At 60.5% G+C, this 23,628-nt stretch carries 18 protein-coding genes and 1 pseudogene; 10 read left to right on the top strand and 9 right to left on the bottom strand.

Features of this window, described 5'->3' with window-relative positions; all coding sequences use genetic code 11:
• Positions 1-5: 5 nt before the first annotated feature.
• The 3 genes from V2S85_RS22625 to V2S85_RS22615 all read right to left on the bottom strand — a co-directional run bounded on the left by V2S85_RS22625 (position 6) and on the right by V2S85_RS22615 (position 2,460).
• Positions 6-1,016: a glycosyltransferase family 4 protein gene (locus V2S85_RS22625; protein WP_330705064.1), complete on the bottom strand. Its 1,011-nt coding sequence runs from the start codon at positions 1,014-1,016 to the stop codon at positions 6-8.
• Positions 1,004-2,092 carry a glycosyltransferase family 2 protein gene (locus V2S85_RS22620; RefSeq protein WP_330705063.1) on the bottom strand — a complete coding sequence of 363 codons (1,089 nt, stop codon included), beginning with the start codon at positions 2,090-2,092 and terminating at the stop codon, positions 1,004-1,006. Before V2S85_RS22620 ends, V2S85_RS22625 begins: the two co-directional genes overlap by 13 nt.
• Positions 2,093-2,193: 101 nt before the next feature.
• Positions 2,194-2,460 carry a hypothetical protein gene (locus tag V2S85_RS22615; protein WP_330705062.1) on the bottom strand — a complete coding sequence of 89 codons (267 nt, stop codon included), beginning with the start codon at positions 2,458-2,460 and terminating at the stop codon, positions 2,194-2,196.
• A 365-nt stretch (positions 2,461-2,825) separates the two neighbouring features.
• Here V2S85_RS22615 and V2S85_RS22610 point away from each other — a divergent pair, with 365 nt between their 5' ends.
• Positions 2,826-4,112, top strand: a complete 1,287-nt coding sequence (locus V2S85_RS22610) for an MFS transporter (RefSeq protein WP_330705061.1) — start codon at positions 2,826-2,828, stop codon at positions 4,110-4,112.
• On the opposite strand, the gene V2S85_RS22605 is transcribed toward V2S85_RS22610, so the two are convergent.
• From V2S85_RS22605 to V2S85_RS22585, 5 genes are all read right to left on the bottom strand, one after another.
• A complete protein-coding gene (locus V2S85_RS22605) occupies positions 4,104-5,315 on the bottom strand; it encodes an O-antigen ligase family protein (protein WP_330705060.1) in 1,212 nt (403 codons plus the stop codon). The genes V2S85_RS22610 and V2S85_RS22605 overlap by 9 nt on opposite strands.
• 38 nt (positions 5,316-5,353) lie before the next feature.
• The gene (locus V2S85_RS22600; protein ID WP_330705059.1) at positions 5,354-6,412 is read right to left on the bottom strand and encodes an acyltransferase; all 1,059 of its coding nucleotides are present in this window, start codon (positions 6,410-6,412) and stop codon (positions 5,354-5,356) included.
• Positions 6,413-6,535: 123 nt separating this feature from the next.
• On the bottom strand, positions 6,536-9,253 hold the full coding sequence (locus V2S85_RS22595; RefSeq protein WP_330705058.1) for a family 16 glycosylhydrolase: 2,718 nt from the start codon (positions 9,251-9,253) through the stop codon (positions 6,536-6,538).
• Positions 9,254-9,355: 102 nt separating this feature from the next.
• On the bottom strand, positions 9,356-10,492 hold the full coding sequence (locus tag V2S85_RS22590) for an acyltransferase (protein ID WP_330705057.1): 1,137 nt from the start codon (positions 10,490-10,492) through the stop codon (positions 9,356-9,358).
• Between the two features lie 405 nt (positions 10,493-10,897).
• Positions 10,898-11,902, bottom strand: a complete 1,005-nt coding sequence (locus V2S85_RS22585; RefSeq protein ID WP_330705056.1) for a polysaccharide pyruvyl transferase family protein — start codon at positions 11,900-11,902, stop codon at positions 10,898-10,900.
• Between the two features lie 494 nt (positions 11,903-12,396).
• Between V2S85_RS22585 and V2S85_RS22580 the strand changes: the two genes are divergently transcribed.
• The 8 genes from V2S85_RS22580 (at position 12,397) to V2S85_RS22545 (ending at position 22,147) form a co-directional block, all read left to right on the top strand.
• The gene (locus V2S85_RS22580; protein ID WP_330705055.1) at positions 12,397-12,840 is read left to right on the top strand and encodes a hypothetical protein; all 444 of its coding nucleotides are present in this window, start codon (positions 12,397-12,399) and stop codon (positions 12,838-12,840) included.
• A 229-nt stretch (positions 12,841-13,069) separates the two neighbouring features.
• Positions 13,070-13,633 carry a polysaccharide biosynthesis/export family protein gene (locus V2S85_RS22575; RefSeq protein WP_330705054.1) on the top strand — a complete coding sequence of 188 codons (564 nt, stop codon included), beginning with the start codon at positions 13,070-13,072 and terminating at the stop codon, positions 13,631-13,633.
• Positions 13,634-13,635: 2 nt separating this feature from the next.
• Entirely contained in the window at positions 13,636-14,946 is a 1,311-nt protein-coding gene (locus V2S85_RS22570) for an outer membrane beta-barrel protein (protein WP_330705053.1), read from the top strand.
• A gap of 119 nt (positions 14,947-15,065) precedes the next feature.
• Entirely contained in the window at positions 15,066-16,199 is a 1,134-nt protein-coding gene (locus V2S85_RS22565; protein ID WP_330705052.1) for a cell wall hydrolase, read from the top strand.
• A gap of 76 nt (positions 16,200-16,275) precedes the next feature.
• On the top strand, positions 16,276-17,802 hold the full coding sequence (locus V2S85_RS22560) for a TolC family outer membrane protein (protein ID WP_330705051.1): 1,527 nt from the start codon (positions 16,276-16,278) through the stop codon (positions 17,800-17,802).
• A 70-nt stretch (positions 17,803-17,872) separates the two neighbouring features.
• Positions 17,873-19,603, top strand: coding sequence for a type I secretion system permease/ATPase (locus V2S85_RS22555; RefSeq protein ID WP_330705050.1), 1,731 nt, complete (start codon positions 17,873-17,875; stop codon positions 19,601-19,603).
• A 5-nt stretch (positions 19,604-19,608) separates the two neighbouring features.
• Positions 19,609-20,961: an HlyD family type I secretion periplasmic adaptor subunit gene (locus tag V2S85_RS22550; RefSeq protein WP_330705049.1), complete on the top strand. Its 1,353-nt coding sequence runs from the start codon at positions 19,609-19,611 to the stop codon at positions 20,959-20,961.
• A 409-nt stretch (positions 20,962-21,370) separates the two neighbouring features.
• Positions 21,371-22,147 (top strand): sugar transferase, encoded by a 777-nt coding sequence (locus tag V2S85_RS22545; protein WP_330705048.1) that lies wholly within the window; start codon positions 21,371-21,373, stop codon positions 22,145-22,147.
• Positions 22,148-22,253: 106 nt separating this feature from the next.
• Here V2S85_RS22545 and V2S85_RS22540 read toward each other — a convergent pair whose 3' ends face one another.
• Positions 22,254-22,379 carry a hypothetical protein gene (locus tag V2S85_RS22540; RefSeq protein WP_330705085.1) on the bottom strand — a complete coding sequence of 42 codons (126 nt, stop codon included), beginning with the start codon at positions 22,377-22,379 and terminating at the stop codon, positions 22,254-22,256.
• Positions 22,380-22,739: 360 nt separating this feature from the next.
• Here V2S85_RS22540 and V2S85_RS22535 point away from each other — a divergent pair.
• Positions 22,740-23,490 (top strand): annotated as a pseudogene (locus tag V2S85_RS22535) (IS5 family transposase).
• Positions 23,491-23,628: the final 138 nt, after the last annotated feature.

The following is a 23,628-nucleotide window of genomic DNA, read 5'->3' as shown; positions in this document are numbered from 1 at the left end:
TCACATCAAACCCTTCGGCCCTTCAAAATACGCACTGCACGGCTTACTCTCTGAAGAACTCCAGGGCTATATACTGCCCACAAGTCTTCAATATCTGCCGAATTCTGACGAGTAAAAGCAAAGAAACGCTCGACATCTTCGAGGACGACGCGCAAGCGTGCCGTCGCCCGCGCCATCGTGTAATCTTGAAACCATTCACTCTGCGGTGGCGAGGGAGTACCGTCCTCGACCGCCTGCAGTATCGCCGCAAGATCCCATGCAAGCGAGTGAACTCGAATTTTTCGACAGTTAAAACCAGGATCGAGATAATCAGCCAGAGCATCGTTGATGCTGGAAAAGACGACGCATCCTTGGCTCATAGCTTCAAGAGGTGGCAGGCCAAACCCTTCCGTCGCACCGACTTTTATCCAGTGCTCCAAAGAATCATACAGATAGACCTTCGAGCGCCGAAACCAGCCCGACAAGTCCTCAACCCATCCGTCGAGGAGGGTTACCCGGCATTGCAACGCCAAAGCCGGCACCAACCGGTCCAACAGGTAGCGAGACGACTTACGCACCTGAACAAGAACATCGATATCACGGACGACCGGTTCAAACCCGATCTGCGTCTCAACCACGTTGGGAACATGGGCGATGTAGCAATTTGGTGCATATCGTCCCCAATACGCCATGGTGTGCTGGCTGACGCTTAAGATAGGCACCGTCGGCGGTATCGCCAATCCCCATCCCGTACTATGAGCAACGTATATCACGTCACGTCTTCCAAGGGCTTCCAGTAGCATAGGGATGTCCGGCCCCCAATGAATCACGAAAATTGGGGCATCGGCCGTCCCCGAAGGTCGCTCCGGGTACATCGCGAGAAGATCATCCATCCAAGCCTGGCCCGCGATCCTGGAGCCATAGTACGCTACTGTGATTTGACGATACCGACGACAGGCCTCCATGATCCGGACCTGCGCGGAATTACCGCCCACATCCATCCGATTGTGCGGAAACAGAAAGATCAGCGGACGCATAAAGCCTCCGTCAAAGACCAAGCCTCCATGGTTGCACCGTCTGCGTGATTTACATCCGGCAGCTCCGCAATGTATCGGGATGCCGCAGGCCAGGAATGGCTGAGCGCAAACAGACCCACACGCTTCAAAACGCTTTCCCATAAGCTGGAAAGCGTTAGCCGACAGGCCTCTCGATGCGTCCCTGCCAAGCGCAAGGCCTGGATCCACCGACCTTGCCTTATAGCGGAAAGTGCACAGATCTGCCGGCGGACACCCTCAAGGTTCTCGAGCCGCGATTCCAGAATCTCGGCTATCGAAGTATCATCGATGTGATAACCCCGGCCCGCCACGATGAGACCCTCAATATCGGCAAGCGTCAGACGATGCGAAGTCGAAGCTGCATGCTTACGATAATAGTACGTAAGCTGAGGCACGAAGCGATATATGCCCCCAGCAAGCATCATACGCAGTACGAGATCAAAGTCTTCTCCGACACGCAACCTCTCATCGTAAGTTATGCCATGGTATCGCAAAAATTGTATGTCAAATAAGGGCTTGCAGTATCCGAGCGAGGTCGCGCGGGTGCCAATAGCGCCTCCCAGGACGAACTCCTCCAGTGTCACCTCGCGCGAAAGACGCCAGCAGGCGCCCTGCGCAAAGACCTTCTTGCGGATAGTGGATCGAACCTCGACGAATTCGATCATGTTCGAGACGCAGATGTGCGCACCGGTCTTTGCGTGATGCTGGACTAGGTTCTCGATATGCTGGGGATGAAGACAATCGTCGCTATCCAGAATGGCAGCTAGGCCACCGCGGGCAGCGTTGAGACTGACATTGCGAACAGCGCTCAACCCTTTTTGCGGCCCGCTGATCAACCTAACTCGCCGGTCTGCATGAACGTGCGCCGCGACCCGTGCCGGGGTCTCATCAATCGAACCATCATCCACAACGATTATCTCGATGTCGGTCAGAGTCTGGGCACGTGCAGACAGCAGCGCCGCATCGATATGCTTGGTAGCATTGCGCGCCACCATCAGGATCGACACGATGGGTCTCGTCATTGCACCGCTGTCATGAATGGCCTTCTCCATCTCCATGAATCTTCCGGCGTCATCTAGTGCCACTTGCCCTTCGTGCGAACTGTAAAGTCATCCATTCCGGAGCTGAAAGGGGCGCAGTTCGACACTGCCATGCTCCATCATGCCCATTCGTCGCGAACACTTCGATCGGATTGTTTCCATGTGCCGCTCAAGGACTGTCGGGCGTTGAGGTTCTGGAATTGCTTTGGTATCCCGCCCGCCGAGATAGTCGAGATGAGTGCGGCCTTGGCAACCGAAAGACTCGGAACGAGCCGTATTATGGCGGTGCGACCACGACAAAGTTCAGTTTCGAGCAAAAGCATGACTGTTTCGAAATCAGGGCCCGACTTCCAAGCGGCGAGCGCCGCGACGCCATCGGCGCTCACCTGGCAGAGTGCCTATATCATCGCAGATCCAGCAATTGGCGGCACTTGGGGCGGCTATCCCGACCAGACCAGACCACTCCCTTCCCGGGGCGCTACGACATCCGCCGGATCACCGTATGATCATGCTCCAAGCCGCAAAATGGCGGATGATCGCATCGTCCTGTGCCCTTTTCGCGGGATATATCGCGCACCTGGCCATTCTAACGACTTGAGTTGGCTTGAATGCGCTGCAACATATCCCTGTCTCCACAAGCGCCGAGGACACGATCCCGGCACGGTGACGAGGCGGGAAACGGGATGTGGAAACGATGCAGCACGAACAGACGGCCGATCTACCCTATCTGCGGAAGGTCGTGGGGGCCTCTATGGCCGGCACGGTCGTGGAGTGGTACGAGTTCTTCCTCTACGGCACGGCTGCCACGCTGATATTCGGCAAGCTGTTCTTTCCAGCGACGGGCAACGATCTCGACGGCGTGATCGCCGCTTTCGCCACCTATGCCGTGGGCTTCATCGCCCGTCCCCTGGGCGGCGTCATTTTCGGGCACATCGGTGACAAAGTCGGCCGCAAGTCGCTGCTGCAGTTCAGCCTCATGCTCATCGGCTGCTCCACTTTCCTGATGGGCTGCCTGCCGAGTTTCGGAGCGATCGGCTACTGGGCCCCGGTGCTGCTGGTCACGCTGCGCTTCATCCAGGGGTTTGCACTGGGCGGCGAGTGGGGCGGCGCGGTCCTGCTGGTTGCGGAACACAGTCCCAATCGCAGCCGCGCCTTCTGGGGAAGCTTCCCGCAAGCGGGCGTGCCGCTCGGCAACCTGCTCGCGACCGTGGTGCTGCTCGTGCTCTCGGCGACGCTTTCGGACGGCCAGTTCCTGGGATGGGGCTGGCGTATCGGGTTCTGGCTTTCGGCGGTAATCGTCGGCATCGGCTATTACATCCGCACGCAAGTCACCGATTCACCGATCTTCGAAGCAGCAAAGGCGGAAGCCGAAGACCGCGCGCACCAGGGTTATGGCCTGACCGAGGTGTTCCGGCGCTATCCACGCGGCGTGTTCACCGCCATGGGCCTGCGCGTGGGTGAAAACATCCTCTATTACATGGTCGTCACGTTCTCGATCACTTACCTTGCGCATATCGGGGTGGATACGACCAAGATCCTCACGCTTCTGTTCTGTGCCCATATCCTGCATGTGATCCTGATCCCGCTGTTCGGCGCAATGGCGGATCGCATCGGGCGCAGACCCGTCTACATTATGGGTTCGGCGCTCACCATCGCCTGGCCCTTCGTGGCATTCCCCATGTTTTCGAGCACGCATACGGCAATCGTACTCGGCGGCATTTTCGTGGGCATGTTCGTTCATGCGCTGATGTACGCCCCACAGCCCGCCATCATGGCCGAGATGTTCCCGACGCGAATGCGCTATTCCGGTGTCTCGCTGGGCTACCAGGTCACCGCGATCTTCGCCGGCTCGTGGGCGCCCCTGATCGGGACCAGCCTGCTGCGGCAGTACGATGACTGGCTGCCGATTGCTTTCTACGTCGCCGGAGCCGGCGCCATCAGCCTCATCTCGGCGCTCGTCATGACCGAAAGCAAGGGCGTCTCGCTTCTCGCCATAGACCGCGAGGACGAACGTCGGCTGGGAGCGGCATCAACCTGAGCGCGATGGTCGCAATACGGGAAAGTTACCGAATCCGAGGGCGGCGAACAGCATGATCGTGGGCGCGACGAGGGCGGCAGGCCGGATCGGTTCGACCGGCGACTTGCTCAGTTCGAGCACGAGATAAGCCAGCCAGAAGCAGGTCGGCACGGAAGGCGTCAGCACGAACCGCCGCAGCATCGCCAACGCGCCGACGATCCAACTCGCGGCGAGGACCGCAAGACCCAGGTAACCGGTTTCGACAAGCGTCTGGATATAGCTGTTGTGAAAGGAGAATGCGGTCCCCTCCTGCCGCACGTCGAAGTAGCGCCAAAAGCCGATGGCATCGGGATTGGCTGGTGTCCAGAAACCGAAATACCCGGTTCCGAGCCACGGTCGCTCGGCGATGATGAAGTCTGCGCGATACCACAGATATCCCCGTCCGGTCAGCCCTGCGTCCTTGCCCGACAATTCCTGTACCAACGCCAGAAGCGGCTGGGCAAAGACCGCGCACAGGCACAGCCCTGCCACCGCGAAAACCGCGAAACCCAGCTTCGTCGCCGGAGAACGGCCGCGCAGCGCGAGACACGCCAGCAACAGGCTGCCTGCCAGCCCGAGCGAGGCCAACGCACCGGCCGATCGCGCCCGCTCCGTGGCGATGACGCACAGGATCGCGATCCCGGCACTGATGCCAGCCCGGACGAAAGCGAGACGCTCCAGAAAGATGGCACCGATCGTCACCGCCAGCAGCGCCGCCGTGGCCGCACTGTCCGCAAAGTAGTTCTTCGCCTCCCCCCCGAGCCCGAAAAGCGCGGGAGCGCCGGAAATGCCATCGGGCCGGGAGTGTCCCGCGAACAGCGAAGCAAGGGTATAGCCCGCGAAGGCGACGAACAGCCCGGCGATTACTGCGCGAGGCCTGATCGCCTGCGACACGAGCAGCCCGGCGAATGCGGTCATCGCCATCTGCACGGCGGCCCGCGCAGTGACGATCGGATAGACTGCCCATGCGATCGAAAGCAACGCCGCGGCGGGATAGGCGAACTGCGGCCAGCACCGCCGCAGGACGGCGCGGCATTGGTCCATGCGCAGGGCCGCATAAACGCACATCAAGCCCAGGCCGAGACCCGCGCCGGCAGTCCCAAGGTTTGCAGGAATCCGCGAGAGGACGATCAACCCCGCGAACGCACCGTCCTGCACCGTCCGGTCGGACAGCAGTTCTTCCATGCGACTACGAGATCGAGGCACGAATGCCGCAGTCGCATTCATCGGGAGAAATCCACCCGCAGCGGCTGCATCGTCGAGCGAGGCGCCAGCACGTGCCGCAACCGGCGTCCAAGCGGCCGCTCGACACGCTCATGAACCGCAATCGCACAGATGCAGGCGACGGCAACCGCCAATACCATCAACATCGGCGCCGTATGCGGTGCGAGCAGCCCTGCCCGCGCCGTCCCGATTGCCAGCCCCTGTGTCACGAAGGGATGCGTGAGATACAAGGCATAGCTGGCATCCCCGATCGCCAGCACCGGGCGCCAGGTAATCGCCAGACCGCCCTTTTCCGCGACCAGCGCCGCGATCACGAGTGCGCAGGCAGGCGGCAACGACACTGGCCACCCACCCTCTAGCGGCCACCGGGCCATGAGCACGAGCATGACCAGCGCGGGAATGCTGCACGCAGCAGCCACTTTCGCGGCGGTTCGCGACGTGCTCAGGTGAGGATACAGCCACCCGATCAGCATCCCACCCGCGAAATCCAGTACCATCGGCTGGCTGAGAAACCGCAGTTCGGGCGCGATATGCGCGCGCAGCAGATGGCCCGAAACAACCGCCATGGACAGCAGACCGACCGCCAGTCCCACCCGCATGCCGGCTCGCGGCACCACCAGCGTCAGGGCAAACAGCACGTAGAAACCCATTTCCAGGTTCAGTGACCAGCCGACGAAAAGCAATGGCCGCATCGTGCCGTCCACCCGCTCGTACGGAATGAAGGCCAGCGACCGCGCCAGCGCATCACCGTCCGCTTGCGTGGTGCCCAGCAGACCGGGCATGGCAAGGGCAACTGCGAAAACCAGCAGCGTCAACATCCAGTAGAGCGGCACGATACGGATCGCGCGGTTGAGGAGGAACAGACCCGGCGAGGTCTTCCCTCCGGCGGTCGTATGGACCATGATGAAGCCGCTGATGACGAAGAACAGGTCGACGCCGGCTGCAAAAGGGGCGAACAGGCGGTCATCCAGGCCCCAGGCGGCCCCGAAGCCCTCCAGGTGGACGACCACCACCAGCAGCGCCGCGATGGCCCTCAAGGTCTGGATATTGAGAAGCATGCGCCGAACGCCTCGAAGCCGAGGTACAGGAACGTACCCCGGCTTCGATACATGCCACCGGCGGATCGGTCGATGTCGCCGCCTGCGGAGATTACTTCATTACGGACGCACTTGACTTACCGATCAGGCCAGCAGGCCGATCGAGCCGTTGTATTCGGCGTTGCTCATGAAGGCGATGTCCGACAGCGCGAACTGGGCGTCACCGGTGAGCGTGATCTTGTCGGCGCCGATGGACACCACCGTCGAATTGGCGATGTGTGCGATCGATACGGCGCTCGACTGGACGTTGACGAGCACGAGCTTGTCCACGCCATGCTGGAAGTCGGTCACCGTATCCTTGCCGTAACCAGCACCGAACACGAAAGTGTCCGCGCCGCCGCCGCCGGTGAGCGTGTCGTCACCCGCCCCGCCGTTGAGGATATCGTTACCCAGGCCGCCGTCGAGGATATCGTTGCCGGCCCAGCCGAACAGCTTGTTCGCCGCGTCATTGCCATAGATCTTGTTCGCCAGCGTATTGCCGGCACCGTTGATCTCCCCAGAGCCGGTAAGGCGAAGCGTCTCGACATTGGCTGGCAACGTATAGCTGACCTTCGACATCACGGTGTCGCTGCCCTCGTTAGCCAGTTCGATGACACGGTCACCCGCCGAATCCACGACGTAGATATCGTCGCCCTTGCCACCCACCAGGGTGTCGTTACCTGCACCGCCGTCGAGGTAATCGTTGCCTGCAAGGCCCGTCAGAACATTATTGCCGCCATTGCCGATCATCCGGTTGTCCTCGACATTGCCGGTGCCGTTGATGTTGGCGGTTCCGTCGAGGCGCAAGTTCTCCACGTTCGCAGAGATGGTATAGCTCACCGAAGTGATGACGAGATCGCTGCCCTCCTTCGCGTATTCGACGATCTTCACCGCGGCGTTGTCGACACGATAGATGTCATCGCCCGTGCCGCCCTGCAAGACGTCGGCACCGCCCGCCCCGTCGAGATAGTCGTTGCCGGCCATGCCCTTGAGCAGGTTGACGGCGCTGTTGCCGATCAGACGGTTGTCGAGCGCGTTGCCCGTGCCATCAAGCGCCTTGTCGCCGGTCAGCGTCAGGTTCTCCACGTTGGCTGGCAGGATGAAGCTGTCGCTGGCCAGCACGGTGTCGGTGCCGCCGTTCGCCGCCTCGACGACCTTGTCCAGCTTGGAACTGACGCGGAACGTGTCGTTGGCAGCCGTGCCGGTGTAAGTCTTCCCGGTGGCCGTGCCGCCCGAACTGGTCGCCGGCGCGGTGGTCGTCGGAGTAGGGGTAGGCGTTGGGGTGGGAGTGGGAGTGGGAGTGGGGGTCGTTCCTTCCGAAGTCGTCGGCGTGGGCGTCGTGGAACCACCCGTCGCCGGAGAAGTCGAACCCGTCGACGTATAGACGACGTGCTTGCCATTGCTCGTGGTCGATACGGTGTCGGCCGTGCGGTAGGCGCGGATGTAGTCGATCTTCATCTCGCCGGTGGGCGTGCTCGCGTCGGTAGGGCCGCTCCAGCTCTGGGCGCCGCCGACCGCGAGGTTGACGAGCATGTACATCTCCTTCTTCATCGCCGCCGGGGTCGCCTGGCGCGCCACTTCGGTGCCGTCGATGTAGAAGATGATCCGGTCCGCATTCCAGTCGACGCCGTAGGTATGCATCTGCGTGGTATCGACCACCGCCCGGTCCTGCGCCTCAAGCGTTTTGCCCGGCGTACTGGTTCCGTGAGTCGACATGTAGAGCACGTTCGGATCCTTGCCGTGCTGCTCGAAGATATCGAGTTCGGGCGGCCAGCTGTTGTCGGTGGGCAGCAACCAGAAGGCCGGCCAGAAGCCGTTGCCCGCCGGCATGGACGCGCGGATCTCGAAATAGCCGTACTGCTGCGCGAACGTGAATTTCGAGGTGAGCAGGCCCGAACTCCAGGTATGGCCGTCCATGTACTGGAGCACGTCTGCGCTCGCCCGCTCGGCCTTGATCGTCAGGATGCCGTCATCGATCGAGAACGGATTGATACCCAGCGGCGTCTTGCCGGTGCCGCCCCAGTCCTGGTCGAAGTAGAGCTGCGCTTCGGTTCGCAGCGTGCGGCTGGCGATCGTGCCGGGGCCGCCGTTACCGAACTCGGTACGCCAGGTGCCGCCCTTGGAATAGAGGCTGAGCGCGTTGAAATCGTCGCCGAAAGTCTGAACCAGGTCCGTGCGGTTCAATTCATAAGTGAAATCGCCCGAGGCAAGGCTGGTCGCCTTCACATCGCGAAGGATAAGATCCTCGCCGTTGCCGAAATGCAGGACGGTATCGTTGCCGACCTGCTGCGCGATCGACTGAATTTGGTCGAAGCTAGTCACGCCGTAGCCGCCGAGCCTGATCTTGTCGATGCCCGTGGCGAAGTCCATGATGACGTCGCTGCCGTTGCCGGCCTGGATGATGAAGGTATCCTTGCCGCCACCGCCGACAAGCACGTCATTGCCCGCGCCGCCGTTGATCTGCTGCGCGTACTCGTTGCCAATGATGACGTTGTCGAGGTCGTTCCCGCCGCCGTACCAGGCCTGGTTGCCTTCGAGGATCAGGTTTTCGACGTTGGCGCCCAGGATATGATAGACCGAAGAACGAACAGTATCGATGCCCTCGCCCTTCGCCTCGAAGACTTTGTCCTTCTCGGACGAGATGATGTAGGTGTCGTCGCCCTGGCCGCCGTAATAGCTGTCGCCACCGCCGTAGCCGCGCATCACGTCGGATTTGGATGTACCGGTAATGGTCTCACCTGCAGCGGTGCCGAAAAATGTGCTTACGCCCGCCGAAGAACTATTAAGTATAGACCCGAATGCGTTCTTATAGGAAAAAGACATTATCTAAAATCCCGTCACGCAAGCCCTATTGCTTCGCTGTGTCGGGTTTCTAGATATGACCATCATCCACAATGACGGCACAACAACTCTGGTAAATGGAATTTAATCGATTGCAATTTTGAATTTACTGAAGATTAATTCTACATTTTTTACTAATGAAGACGCAAAAGATTTATAAATACCTTTCCTTCGCTCTCCAAACTCGGCCAGGATGAGCATGGCGATTACGGTGATGCAGGTCGCAACGGCTCCGCCAGTGAACGAACCGGCAGCCCCAGGCCAGATCGCCAGGATCAGCACCATGACCGGCAGATGGGCGATATAGATCGTGAAACTCGCTCCGGCGCAAAAGCGGATCACCTTCTCGAGTACGGGAGGCCAGATCGAACGTTCACCGGTGCATGCCGCGAAGACCGCGATCGCGGCAGCCACGAGGATGCAGAGCGCGAGATAATAGCCCATGCTCATCGCGAGCGCCGGGAGCGGGCCCCATTCGAACAACGGCATAGCGACGAAGGCGCACCATCTGCGCCAGCCGAAGGCTACAAACGCGATTGCCGCCAGCACCAGACCACCGCGTATCGGTCCCACTCGAAAGCCCCTGGAAACCACCGTCCAGGCAGCCGCACCGATCAGCCAGAGCGCGAGCGCAAGCGCGATGCGGGGACCGAAGACCAGCAGCCACAACCCCATAAGCCCCCATCGCCAACGCCCCCGGCCATAAATGAGCACCGCGAACCAGACATAGTAGGCGACTTCGAAGCCGAGCGACCAGAACGGCGCCGCCGTACCCACGATGGCACGATCAAACCAGATCTCGTTCGTGAAAGTGAGATAGCGCAGAATCGCAAGCAAGGAAGGCTGCCCGCCAACCGCCGCGTCATAAACGGCGGGATTCGCCGCCGAACCGATTTGATAGCAACCGATTATGAGCGCTACCGAAAGCGGTACCACCGAATACAACCGCAGCGCCCGCGCTTTTGCAAAAGCTTTCCAGTCCCGCTCCTTGCAGTGCGTGACAAAGCCGATGACGAAGCCGGAAAGCACGAAGAATACGGCCACCGCCTCCTTCGCGCTGTGCCCCAGCATCGCAGGAAGTCCCATGCGATAGATTTCGCCCGCATGGGCGACGAGCACCAGCAGCGCAGCGACCAGCCGCAACAGGTCAAGAAATACCGATAGATTCCTGGTCAAGCTGCCCCCGGGCCAGTCACGACCGACCTCGAGCGAGAGCGGCACCTGCGGGCCTTCGCTCCGAAGGCCTTTCCCGATCAGCCTAGAATGCCCGGAACCGTCCCTTCAATCGCAAGTGCATCCGAAATACATGCGATCCGGACCATCGCCGGGACAAGAGATGGATGGAGTCCAGCACCGCCGGCAGGCAACCGGCGAACCTTCAGCGCGCCAGCAGCAGCGCCCCCAAGGCAGCCCACATCGCCAGGCTGGCCACCGCGCCTGCCGCCCATCCTTGCCAAAGAATCGACCGAGCACCGACTGTCTGGGTGCGAACGGCAGTACGAAAGGGGGTGCGTTGAGGTTCCATGCCCCACTTCTAGCAAGCAGGTGCTCGGATCAGGTTAACCGCCGGCCCGTGACGAGCACGCAGAGCCCGTCAAGCCGCGCCTAACCACCATCGCAGGAAGGTCACCCTGTAACGGCCAACCCGGCACCATATCGCCGGGCCACGCCGTGCAATCGCTCAAGCATCTCGTCTCTCAGCATTGCTCGCCTGTATGCGTCACTGAGGAACGGCGGCATCGCTGAGAGGTCCATCAAAGCTCGGGCCGTACGCTCGACGCTGAAACCCAGGGTCCGGCGTGCAACCGGCAGTGCCTCCAGCAAGCCCTTGGCTTGCCGCTTCATAAAGGAAGCACGCGAGTTGGAGGTGATACGCGCGCGAAACTCGCGATAGGCGACTTCCTGGTCCAAGGCGACAATCGCTCCGAATGGCTCCGGCCGCTTTCCGAACCGAAACAACTGGATTGCGTCAGGCGGAGGCAGCAGGACGACCTGCGCCCGCATGCCCAGCGAGCCGGTCCAGTCCGCCCACTTCGCGGTGGAGAAGTTACGCGAAACTCCAAAGGCCCGCCACGGTACGCCGAAAGCATCGGCCAGAATCGCACCATGAAGAGATTCCGTGAGAACCAGTCGCGATCCGGAAACCTTCCTGATGACCGCCTCCGGCGCGGTGCGAGGATCGACAAGGTCGAAGCCTGCCATTCGCACCGCCTCTTCCCAGCCTGGAAACGCTATCGTTTCGTAGTGCGGCACGACGACCGTGCGCTCCCGGCACTCTTGCGGCAAAGCCCGATAGCGATCGATGGCGGTCGTCAGGATCGCGCCATCGGTCAGCGCCCGGTCGGGATCGACACCCAGGACACGCGCTGTCACGGGTCCGCGTACGCAGTGGAATTCGACCGCTCGCCCAGACCAGGCATCGATCGCGGTATAGCCAACACCGCTTGAAAATACGTGCAGATTTCGGCTCGGACCTGGATCGATGCCGACGATCGTACCGATGCCCACGAACGCATCCTCCCCCTCGTCGGTCTCGTTGGCGAAAAGCGAAGGCACGAGGGCCGGCCACAACTCCGTATTGAGGTCGTCCCCGAAATTGGGAGCCGACGGGCGATATCGCAGCAACCTCATCCGCCTGCTCCCAGGCGACGGCCTTCACAGCCGCCTATCTGGCAACGGCGTGAGGCGGGTCGGGCAGAATTCCGGCTCAGACGAGCGATGGAATCGTCGTTTTCCGGCGCACGCATTTCGTATCCAATCGATGGAGTCCCTCCAGGCATCCGAGCATTCGCATCCAGTTTGAACCGATCCATACCTGCCCAATCTTTGCCTTCGCGCAGACCCCATCGCCCACACCTACAATCCGGCGCATTCCCGTTCATTCCATTTCACAAGAATGTAGAAATCCGAATTCTAACAACATCCATTACGGATACGTAAGACTCACCCCGAATATTATCCGAAACGCCAGACCACTTGTTTAACAAAAAACTTTCGAACTATAATGAGTATACCGTAAATCTGGGTTCATTTACGGGTTATGAAATCGGAAAAAACGAATTTTTCAAATCGCAATACAAGCATTCGTCACACCATTAATCCGTAAGAATACTCAGGAGGCAGGCATGGCAATCATTCTAGGGACCGATGGCAGCGATCATATCGGAGGAACCAGCGGCAACGACGCCCTCGCGGGCGGCAAAGGCGTCGATTATCTCTATGGCGGCGATGGCAATGACGCGTTCGTCATTCGCCTGTCGGACATGGATTCCTCGCTTTCAAGCGCTTCCTCGATGATCGGAAAAGCGCAGGATGTCATCTACGACTTCCACGGCGCTGGCGTTTACGAAGCGGGCAACAACGACTTCCTTTATCTTGACGGATTCGGTGTCGGATCGACCATCTCGTTCGTCGGGTATGGCGCGAACGGCGGAGGCATCCCGGGGATCGATATCCATGCTCAGTACTATTCGATCCACAGCACGATCACGAACCTCGATTATATAATCGCGATCGGATCAATGAACGGAAACCAACTCGTTCTCGGCGACTACAATTTCTATAATTGATCGTCGCCGCGCATCAATCGGGCCTTATCTTCCAAGGGGAGGCGCACTCGCGCCTCCCTTTATCATTCGCCATCAAGATCTTCTGATTGCCAAGACCCAAATAGCTCTTGAACGGATCAAAAACCCGCAAACTTCATCGCGAATGAATGGTTATCCATTTGAACAGCACGGGTTCGATGTCGCAAATCATAAATGCCATCTCGGTAAATTCGATCTTCGGGGCGATTGCATGAGGAAATTTTTGATTGCGCTTTCGGCCCTGCTGCTTGGTTCCCTTGTGTCCGGGTGCGCCAGTTCCGTAGCACCATCGGACCTGACACTTGCGATTAGCGATGCGAGCTATACCCTGGGTGCAGGCGACAAGTTGAGGATCACAGTCTACGGAGAAGAGAAGCTTACCGGCGAATACCTAGTCGATGGATCGGGAGCCATCGCATTCCCGCTTGTAGGGACCGTGCGAGCGAGCGGGTTGAGCGCTCCCAGTCTGGCCGACCGCCTCACCTCCGCCTTGCGCAACGGCTACCTGGACAACCCCAGCGTCTCCATCGATGTACTCAATTTCCGACCCTACTACATCCTCGGGGAAGTAAACAAGCCGGGTGAATACCCATTCGCGGAAGGATTGAGCGTATTCAGTGCGGTAGCCAAAGCCGAGGGCTTCACCTATCGGGCAGAAGAACGGAGAGTCTATATCCGCCATAAAGATGGCGCAAGCGAGGTTCTCTACCGTCTAGACGGTGTAACGCCGGTACAGCCCGGCGATACCATTCGTGTTCTCGAGCGTCGGTTTTGAATATGATACGCGGCTCGTTCTGGAACCGCATCCACGGTCAAACCTGTCTGTCGGCACGTCTTCGCGTCGGGTGCGCCGCGCTGTTGGTTTCTACCGGATGGGGCCATTTTGCCCATGCACAGACCATAGGGCCGATCATCCATGAGCCTGACGACGTACCAGGCAGGCGTGTGATCCCCGAATATGCGCCGATCGGCTACAATCTGGCCGGCTTCGATGTACTGCCTGCTGTCACTTTCGGAACGCGCTTCGATAACAACGTATTCACAAGAACAAGCGTAAAGGTCTCCGATCTCGTGCTGCAAGCCGAACCACGTATACGCGTACATCTGGAGAATCGTCTGGAGAATGTCTCCTTTCAAGGCAGCCTCCGGACCAGCACTTACCTTAAGCTGCATGACCAGGATGCCACCGAATACCGGTTGGAAGGTACATATACGCGGGGTACGCTGACACCGAATTCGTTGACGGTGAATCTGGGCTATCGGCGCGAAGCGATTCAACGCGGCACCGTGGAGAATGACCTTGCAGACGGCGAGCCGTTGATGCGCCGTGTCCTTCATGGGTCGCTAACAGCCCGCAAGCAATTCAATCGTGTCTCGATCGACGCGCAAGCCCTCGTGGTACGACAACGCTACGAGCGCGTAGATGACCCATCCTTCACGATAATCGATCAGAATTTTCGTAACGTGGATCGCTATGGAGTCCACGGTCTGGTCACTTTTGAAATCAGCGGTCGGACATCGGCATTCAGCAGCCTCGAATATGACCGCTTCGACTACGCCTTCTCGCCGCTCCTCAATAATCGCGACGCCGAAAACTGGAGCGGGACCGCAGGCCTGCGATACGAAATCACGCGCGTACTCTATGCTCAGCTCGGTGTCGGCTACCGCCGTTACGACTTCACGGACGCCGCTCTCGGTGCCATCAAGGGGTTCGCCGTTTCAGGCCATCTGCGATACTTTCCCTCGCGCGTTCTGGCCATCCGGGGGAGCATCGAACAGAACAACACGACCAGTCCTTACGACCTCGTAGGCGCAGTAACCTTGACCGCTGCCCGGATCGAAGTCGAGTACGAAATGCGACGCAGCCTGTCATGGCTCGGGACGGCGAAGTTCACGCTCGAAGACTATGCCAAGCGCCCCTACGCCGCACGGCGCCTGGAAATCGCCGGCGGACCGCGGCTGCGTTTCAACCGTTGGCTCTCGGCCGATGCCAGCATCAGCTATGCAAAGCGGTTCGTCAGTGGTTCGGCACCTTTCGAACCTTATTCCCAGTTCTGCGGCATGCTTTCGGTGACATTCGCGCGATGAACGCCCTCATCGCATACGTCCCGGGGCAGGGCTCAGCAGTCGCTTCGGGCTTGCCGCCCATCACGCCGGGGCCAGCCGCAACCACCGCATCGCCATGCCACCCGGAACACCGGCGCGGCTTGGCCATACTGTTGATGATGCTGGCATCGATCGGCTCGCTTCTTCTGACCGTCGGCCATCATCGCCCGCATATCCCACCCGAACGAGCATCCGGGCGCGCCAGCCTGGCGCAACCCACCGCCGCCGTCCCGACCAGCCGGGACGCCTTGTCATTCGTCGATGCGGGGGCCCAGACGGCCCGGAAAATCAATGCCTCGACGCCGTTCGTGGCCGTTGGCCCCGATCGGCCTGCACGCTTGCGCATAAGCTCCGAAGATCCCGACTATGCGCGGGCGCTGGACTGCCTGGCGAGCGCGGTTCTCTATGAGGCGGGAGAAGATCGGGAGGGGCAGGCTGCCGTCGCCCAAGTCGTGGTCAATAGAGTGCACCATCCGGCCTTTCCCCATTCAATATGCGGCGTCGTCTATCAGGGTTCCGAGCGTACGACCGGCTGCCAATTCACTTTCACCTGCGATGGTGCACTGGCCCATCCCCCGACGCTCACGGCCTGGAGGCGTGCGAGGGACACTGCTGCCGCATTCCTCGCGGGCAAAACGGAGCCGGCGATCGGCCTGGCCACGCACTACCATACCGACTGGGTATATCCGTACTGGAGCGCATCGCTCGACAAGATCGCGCAGGTCCGTACACACCTGTTCTTCAAATGGCGCGGCAGTTGGGGGCGGAAGACATCGTTTACCTCCCCCTATGCGGACGTCGAACCGGCCGAACCAAAACTGGCCTTCCTGTCGCCCGCTCACGCAGCGCAAACTCCGGTTGCTCCTACGGCGTTCGACGCCGGAAGTGATCCGACCGTCGGAGAGCCGATATTGCCCGCTCTGGGCGGAGACCACTTCATCCAGGTAGAAGGCGGCGGCAACGGAACGGCACTTGCTCTGGAAGCGCTGAGCCAATGTCGCGCCCAGACCTACTGCAAGGTTGTCGGGTGGGATCGGGCCGCATCGCGCTACGGATCTCCGCAGAATCCCGTACTGCGCACTGTCGCCTTTCTCTATATCAGCGACAAGCGCACGGGTGTCGAACTCGTGCTCTGGGACTGCACAAGGTTCAACCGGCCGGCCGATACCCAATGCCTGTCCAAGCATAACCGACGCTGGATCACATTCCAGGGCGATCTCTCGCGTGCCTCGTAACTGCCGAGACCTGGACTTGGACAGTCGGTCGGCGCCAAGCCGGCTAAGGGCCAACCCCGATACTCATCGAAGCCCCATGTTCACCTTGAGCGGGCAGGACTGGACCGGCACCATGGACATGCTCACCATCCCTTTTCGGTCCCGCTGGAGGGCGCCGCTCCTGGCATTCCTGCTTGCGACATCGGGTCCGCCGGTCGCCGCGGAAACCTTGGGCGAGGCTCTGGCCGACGCATACCGGCACAACCCCGGCGTCGAAGCAAGCCGCGCATCGACGCGCGCGGCCCAGGACCGTGTCAGTCAGGCGAAGGCGCAATATGGGCCGACACTCACCGGCGAAGCAACCTACACTTACGCGTCGCGTCGTGTCCTGCAGAACGGCTCCACGGTACTGCGCCAACATGGCCTGACCCCGGAACTGACACTGTCCCTCGACCAGCCACTGTTCACCTTCGGACGGCTGGCCGCCCAGCGTCGCAATGCGGATGCCGGCTACGGCGCAGCCATAGCGGATATGCGTGCCGCCGAGCAGGATCTGATGGCCAACGTCGTCATTGCCTATGCTGCGGTGCTGCGCGATCAGAAGCTCGTCGATATCGCCCGCGAGAACCTGTCGCAGTTGACCGAACAGTTCGACCAGATCAACGCGCGCTATTCCGCCCGCTACGCTACGGAAACCGACCTCCAGCAGACCCAGAACCGCATCTTCAGCGGGCAGGCCCAGCTCGAGATCGCCGCCGGAAGCTTGCTGGCCAGCCGCAACAGTTACCGCAAGATCGTGGGACATTACCCCGGGGCATTGACGCCTTTGCCGCAATTGCCGCCCCTGCCGGCGACGGTAGAAGACGCTCAGGCACTTGGGGCGAGTTCCAGTCCCATCCTCGAAGCCGCTCGCCTCGACCTCGTCGCCGCGCAGTCTCGCATCGCTCAGGCTCGGGCCAATGCGCGCCCTTATCTCGGCATTCAAGGCAGCCTCGCCCGTTCACCGTTGACGATCGAGAACGACGACACGCGCGAGCTTGTCGGGCAGGTACAGCTTGGTCTCAGCGTTCCGATCTATTCCGGCGGCCTGCTCTCCGCGCGCATAAGGGAAGCAAGACAAGTAACGGATAGCGCTGCCCAGCAACTGGAGCAAACCTCGCGCGATGTCCGCGAAAGCATTGCCAGTTATTGGGATCAGCTCGCGGCCACCCGCCGGGCGCTGCCCGCTTATGCGCGGGCGGTTTCCGCTGCACAAAGCGCACTGGATGGAGCGCAGCAGCAACAGCTGGCCGGTCAGGTCACCTCACTGGACGTGCTGGATACGGCGAGGGACTTGCTGAATTCCCGCCAGGTGCAAGCCCAGTCGGAAGCACAGTTCTACATCCAGCATGCCCTTCTGCTCGGTGCGATGGGCCAATTGCGTCCGGAGGCATTCGCCCCCGACGTGGCGACTTTCGATCCCGCGACATATCGCGGGCTTGGCTGGGCAGGCTTGCCCACGGGGCCGGTAGTCGGCGCACTGGACGCGCTCGGCTATGATGGCAGGTTCACTCCCTCGCCCATTGCCAGGGAGAACGACACCGAGCCCGGTCACGAGATGGCATCGGAACCGGGAAAGGAATGACGATGCACCCGAAGCCAGCGCCCGGTTTGTGCAGCATGCCGGATCATCCTCCAACTGCCGGGCACCGCACATGAACCGCTTCAGAGGCACCTTCATTACCGACTTGCGGGAAATGCTGCAGGCAGTCCTGCCGGTGATCTGGCCGATCGTGCTGTTCAGCGCGGTATTCAACGTGCTGCTGCTGTCGGGCTCCTTCTTCATGTTGCTGGTATACGACGACGTCCTGGCCAGCCGCAGCGGCGCGACCCTCTCCGGATTGCTCCTGATGGTCACGATAGCCTACGGGTTTCAAGGCGCCGTGGATGTCATTCGCTCACGCGTATTGCTGCATACGGGGGCACAGGCGGATCAGCGCCTTTGCGATCGGCTTTACGACATCATCAGCCGCTATGAGCAAGAGGTCGGCCCCATGCCGTCGGGCGCAGCCCCCGTGCGCGATCTGGACCTCGTACGCAGCTTCATCACCGGCCCTGGGCCTCTGGCACTGCTGGATCTGCCCTATGTAGCCATGTTTTTGCTGATCCTGACGATATTCCATTGGGCCCTGGGTCTCGCGACGCTCGCCGGGGTTCTGGTCATGGTGGCGCTGATGGTCCTTGGTGACCGCAGGACGCGTGCCCCGGCGCTGCAAGCCGCAGCAGTAGGGGCGGCACGCTTCGCCATGGCAGAGGACATACGCCGGAACGGCGAAGTGCTGCGCGTACTGGGCATGAGCGGCCGGCGCCGCGATAGCTGGGACAGGGTCAGCCTGAACCTGATCGCCGCCTACGACGACCTGGCCGGCGTATCCGGCCGCACGCAGGTTCTCGGCAAGGCCTTTCGCCTGTTCCTGCAATCGTTCGTGCTGGCCGTCGGTGCCTTCCTGGTCATCGACAACGATGCGACGGGAGGCGTCATCATCGCCGGCTCGATCCTGAGCGCGCGCGCGCTGATGCCGGTCGAGCAGACCATCGGCCAGTGGAAGCCGATGACCGAGGCGAGCCAGGCCTGGCGGCGGCTGACCTCCCTGCTGGAAAGGGTTCCGCCGCTGCAGGCACCCATGCCGTTACCCCGCCCCCAAACGAGCCTCGAAGTCCAAGCTGTCGTCTGCGGGCCGCCGGGACGGCAGAAGATCACGGTCGCCAACGTTTCCTTCCGCCTCGCCGCCGGAGAGGCTCTTGCCGTCATCGGGCATAGCGGCTCCGGAAAATCCTCGCTGATGCGGGCGATCACCGGCGCCTGGCCGCTGCTGCGCGGGGCGGTGCGGCTCGATGGAGCGGCTCTCGACCAGCGCGACCCGGTGCAACTGGGGCGCGACATCGGCTATGTCCCCCAGGCCATCGAACTGTTCGAAGGCACGATAGCTCAGAATATCGCCCGCTTCGAGGTAAACGCCGATCCCGAAGCGATCATCGCTGCGGCTCGTGCAGCCGATGTGCATGACATGATCGTGGCGATGCCAGGCGGATACGAATACGCTCTGGGAGGCCCGGGTGGCGGCGGCCTTTCCGGGGGGCAGAAGCAGCGGATCGCCCTCGCCCGCGCACTTTATGGCGAACCGTTCCTGATCGTGCTCGACGAACCGAATTCCAATCTCGATGCCGCGGGCGAAGACGCTCTGCTGGGCGCGATCGCCACTGCCAAGCAAAGGGGGGCGATCGTGATCGTCGTCGGCCACCGCCCGACCATTTTCGCGCAAGTCGATCACATCATGATCATGGCCGAGGGCCAAGTCGTGCAAATGGGCGAGCGTGCCGAAATGCTCAAGCGCATCAACTTCAGCCCGGCGCCGCAGCGGCCCGTAGATCCCCCAGTCGAGTGAATGCCATGGCCAGTGACGTCGTTATTCCGCCAGATATGCCGCCAGCAATGCCCGAGGATGGCGGATATGAGCCTGCAAGGAGCCTGCGCCGTGAACTGCGCGCGGGATTCATTCTCTGCGGCGCGCTGGTATTCGGCCTCGGCGGACTGGCGGCTTTGCTGCCGATGACCGGCGCCGTGATCGGCTCCGGCGAAGTTACCGTATCCAGTTACGTCAAGGAAATCGGTCACCCCTCCGGCGGGGTTATCGCCGAGATCATGGTTCGGGATGGCGACCATGTCCGAAAGGGGCAAGCCTTGTTGCGCCTCGACTCCACGGTAAGTGGTGCAACCGCCACGTATACCGGCGAGAATGTCGATCAGTTGCTGGCTCGCGCCGCGCGTCTCACAGCCGAAAGAGATGGTACGAACGGCGTGACGTTCCCTTCCGAGTTGATGCGCCGTGCAGCGGAACCGAACATTGCCGCTCTCATGGAACAGGAACGCAAGACATTCACGTTGAGACGCGACGCGCGGCGATCGATGGCAGCGCAGCTCGGCCAGCGCATCAGCCAGACGCAAGCGGAAGTCGCCAGTTCCCGCACCAAGGCAAGAAGCTATTCCGACCAGGCCATACTTATAAACGACGAACTCAACGCCACTCGCAAACTTTACGAAAAGCGTTATACCACGCTCGACAGGCTCAATTCCTTGGAGCGGTCGGCTTCGGGGCTGGGTGCCGAGGCAAGCAGTGCGCGTGAGGCAGCGGCTTCCGGCACGGCACACATTGGTGAATTGCGGCTGCAGATGGGCTCTCTGCAAGCCGATGCCCGAAGCACTGCGGCTGCGGAGTTGATGGACGTGCTGGCGCGAATCAGTGAATTGCGCCGCGCTCAGGTCGCTGCCGACGATAACTATGATCGCTCCGTCATCCGCGCGCCCCAGGCAGGAACGATCGACAAGCTCGCTTACCGCACGGTCGGCGGCATCGTTCCCGCCGGACAGACGATCCTGGAACTCGTTCCTGACGACGATCGGATGATCGTGGAGGCTACGGTGTCGCCAGTGGACGTCGATCAGGTCCACGTCGGCCAGAAGGCCATATTGCGTTTCAGCGCTTTTTCAGCCCGGACGACGCCCGAACTCACCGGCACGGTATCACATGTCTCGGCCGATCGGACCGACGACAAGACCACGCACAGCGCGTTCTACCGTGTGACGGTGAAACTGGACAAGGATGAACTCGTAAAACTCAAGGATCTGCGTCTGCGCCCTGGCATGCCTGCCGAAACGTTCATCCAGACCAGCAAGCGAACGATGCTCAGCTACATACTAAAGCCATTGGCAGATCAATTCTTCCGCGCATTCCGAGAGGGATGAACGCCCCTTTTCAAAGCGCCCTGGCCTGCTTGCTCCTTGCGGAATTGCCGTCATCAAGCACATGCCGATTCGCAACATGCGTCGATGTGCCCGCCTCAATCGATTGCGTTCTACTCAGCAAAGCCACAGTATGCTGGCAGGAGACGTCAACCGAACACTTTTTGAGCGATTAATTTTCTGAAGTATCCAAATCGGATACATCAAAAGTGTCCCGGAAAACCACTCACGATCTATCCAAAAATAGAATTCCCCCTCGATTCCCCCATTAATTGATTGCAATCGGATCAGATATTGATGCCGCAACGCAGCAACGACTTATTGACCGCACCTTAACTTGTATTACCATGCCAGTAACCAAGATGAGGACGGGTGCCGTCGGGGCAACCCCATATTCCAAGGCGGGTGGATAATGGAAGCTCTCTCGACTTACGGCAATGCGGCGATGTCCGAAAAGCCCCTCCCCTTTGCCGTCTATGACAATGATGGTCGACGATCCGAACCGGCGCCCAGATCATCCTCCATCGACCGGGGTAGCAACACCGGGCGCGATGCCAGGATCACCGCCAGGCATCGCCCCTATCCGGGTGTGGGCAGGGCCTTCGACATGGCGATTGCACTTGTCGCGATCCTCATATTTCTGCCGTTTCTGATCCTTGCCATGGTTGCCATCAAACTGTCAGCACCAGGCCCGGCTCTGTTCATCCAACCGCGAGTCGGCAGGGATGGTCGGCTCTTCCCGTGTCTCAAATTCAGGACGATGGTGGTGAATTCACAGGAAGTGCTGCAGGACTTGCTGGCTTCCTCGCCCGACGCCCGGCTGGAATGGGAACGCGACCAGAAACTGCGCAAGGATCCGCGTATAACTCCCATCGGAGCCATTCTGCGCAAGAGCAGCCTTGATGAACTCCCGCAACTGTTCAACATCCTTGTTGGGCATATGAGCGTCGTGGGTCCACGCCCCATCGTCGAAGCGGAAATCAAGCGCTACGGAAACCGCTTCGCAGCTTATTGCTCCGTACGCCCCGGCCTGACTGGTCTATGGCAGGTGAGCGGGCGTAACGAAGTGTCGTACGAAACACGGGTGCGGCTGGATGCGCTATATGCGCTTAGGAAATCGACGATCTATGATCTCGCGATTTGCCTAAGGACAGTACCGGCGGTCATTGGATCGAGAGGCGTCTACTGAAACGAGAAACGCACTAACCGTGGAACCATTCCAAAGCAGGCTTTATACCTACGCGCATTGATCAGAACCCATGGGCCCACTGGCCTAATCCGATGGACATGATGCGTCATGGCTGCTCGTAGAGTTCGAGCAGTTTCCTATCAGGGTCGCGGAAGAAGGCGAAGCGCTTGCCGGAGTGCTCGTCGCGCCGCACCGGTTCGCAGGGAACGCCGTGATCCGCCAGCCGGGCGATCGCGGCAGCCGGTCACGGCTTCGTCGTAGAATTCGGCTCCGTCGAGCAGTTCGGAAATCGTATTCCACACGGCGCGATTGTCAGCCTTGAGCTTGGCTGCTGCGACAAAGCCAATTGCCGCATGCCCGGTACGCGTCCATGCCTACGCGGGCGTCGCCGTCATCAGAAGGGCAACCAGCGCAGCGCAGAATGGCTGCTGCAGCCATTTCGTGATCTTCAGCATCGATCCACCTGTCCATAGCGAGAGGGAAAATCGATCCATCACGAAAGGCAAGCATCGCTGGCTAGGTTGAGAACCGATACATATATCTGATTATATGTTATAAATTTCTGTTCCTGTGGGTTTGAGCAGGAGTGGGTATGTCGCGCCATCTGTTTTGGCTTTCGGACGAGGCATGGGCTGCTATCGAGCCCCATCTGCCACACGGCAAGCCGGGCAAACCGAGGGTCGACGACCGTACGGTGATCTCTGGCATCCTGCATGTGTTGAAGACGGGGTGCCGCTGGCGTGATGTCCCTGCCGCCTATGGCCCACCGACGACGATCTATAACCGCTACAATCGCTGGTCTCAGCGGCACATCTGGCAGCGCCTGTTCGAGAAGGTCGCAGCGGCGGGGCGAGTCCCGAAAGAACTGTCGCTCGATAGTAGCCATGTCAAAGCTCATCGCTCGGCAGCCGGCTCAAAAAGGGGGAGTATGAAGAAGCGATCGGTCGCGCGCGCGGGGGCAGGACATGCAAGATCCACTGCTTGGGCGACGATCGCGGCAGACCGGTCGCCATCACCCTGATGCCGGGCAATATCGCCGACATCAGCATCGCCATACCGTTGCTGGGTGCGGTTACCCCGCCCAGGCGCCTGCTTGCCGACAAGGCCTATGATGCCGATAGCCTGCGCACGTGGCTTGGCCCGAAACGTCAAAGCCATCATACCGTCCACCGCAGCCCGCCGGACACCGTATCCGCTCGATCGCCGTATCTATCGACGGAGAAATGTGATCGAGCGGCTCTTCGGCCGCCTCAAAAACTGGCGCCGCCAGATACGACCGGCATGCCAACAACTATCTTGCAGCCATCGCTCTCGTACCGGTCGTCACCGAGTGGAGCAAATGAGTCCCCAACCCAGCACTACTTTGGCAGAATTGTGATTTTCGGGATTCCCTGCAGGGGAAATGCGTGATTCATAGGGAGCCAGCTTTGATGGAGGCTGGCGATGGAAGAGGATTGGCAGCGGGATCTCGAGCATTGGCT

It is taken from the genome of Novosphingobium resinovorum, from assembly GCF_036352595.1.
Lineage (GTDB): Bacteria > Pseudomonadota > Alphaproteobacteria > Sphingomonadales > Sphingomonadaceae > Novosphingobium > Novosphingobium resinovorum_B.
This window is presented reverse-complemented; position numbering and strand designations above follow the sequence as displayed.

Excerpts from the sequence above, each read along its gene's own strand:
- V2S85_RS22605 (WP_330705060.1), bottom strand. The coding sequence starts at position 5,315 with ATGGAAGAACTGCTGTCCGACCGGACGGTGCAGGACGGTGCGTTCGCG.
- V2S85_RS22595 (WP_330705058.1), bottom strand. The coding sequence starts at position 9,253 with ATGTCTTTTTCCTATAAGAACGCATTCGGGTCTATACTTAATAGTTCT.
- V2S85_RS22550 (WP_330705049.1), top strand. The coding sequence starts at position 19,609 with ATGGCCAGTGACGTCGTTATTCCGCCAGATATGCCGCCAGCAATGCCC.
- V2S85_RS22545 (WP_330705048.1), top strand. The coding sequence starts at position 21,371 with ATGGAAGCTCTCTCGACTTACGGCAATGCGGCGATGTCCGAAAAGCCC.
- V2S85_RS22620 (WP_330705063.1), bottom strand. The coding sequence starts at position 2,092 with ATGGAGATGGAGAAGGCCATTCATGACAGCGGTGCAATGACGAGACCC.
- V2S85_RS22570 (WP_330705053.1), top strand. The coding sequence starts at position 13,636 with ATGATACGCGGCTCGTTCTGGAACCGCATCCACGGTCAAACCTGTCTG.
- V2S85_RS22600 (WP_330705059.1), bottom strand. The coding sequence starts at position 6,412 with ATGCTTCTCAATATCCAGACCTTGAGGGCCATCGCGGCGCTGCTGGTG.
- V2S85_RS22560 (WP_330705051.1), top strand. The coding sequence starts at position 16,276 with ATGTTCACCTTGAGCGGGCAGGACTGGACCGGCACCATGGACATGCTC.
- V2S85_RS22610 (WP_330705061.1), top strand. The coding sequence starts at position 2,826 with ATGGCCGGCACGGTCGTGGAGTGGTACGAGTTCTTCCTCTACGGCACG.
- V2S85_RS22575 (WP_330705054.1), top strand. The coding sequence starts at position 13,070 with ATGAGGAAATTTTTGATTGCGCTTTCGGCCCTGCTGCTTGGTTCCCTT.
- V2S85_RS22580 (WP_330705055.1), top strand. The coding sequence starts at position 12,397 with ATGGCAATCATTCTAGGGACCGATGGCAGCGATCATATCGGAGGAACC.
- V2S85_RS22625 (WP_330705064.1), bottom strand. The coding sequence starts at position 1,016 with ATGCGTCCGCTGATCTTTCTGTTTCCGCACAATCGGATGGATGTGGGC.
- V2S85_RS22555 (WP_330705050.1), top strand. The coding sequence starts at position 17,873 with ATGAACCGCTTCAGAGGCACCTTCATTACCGACTTGCGGGAAATGCTG.
- V2S85_RS22585 (WP_330705056.1), bottom strand. The coding sequence starts at position 11,902 with ATGAGGTTGCTGCGATATCGCCCGTCGGCTCCCAATTTCGGGGACGAC.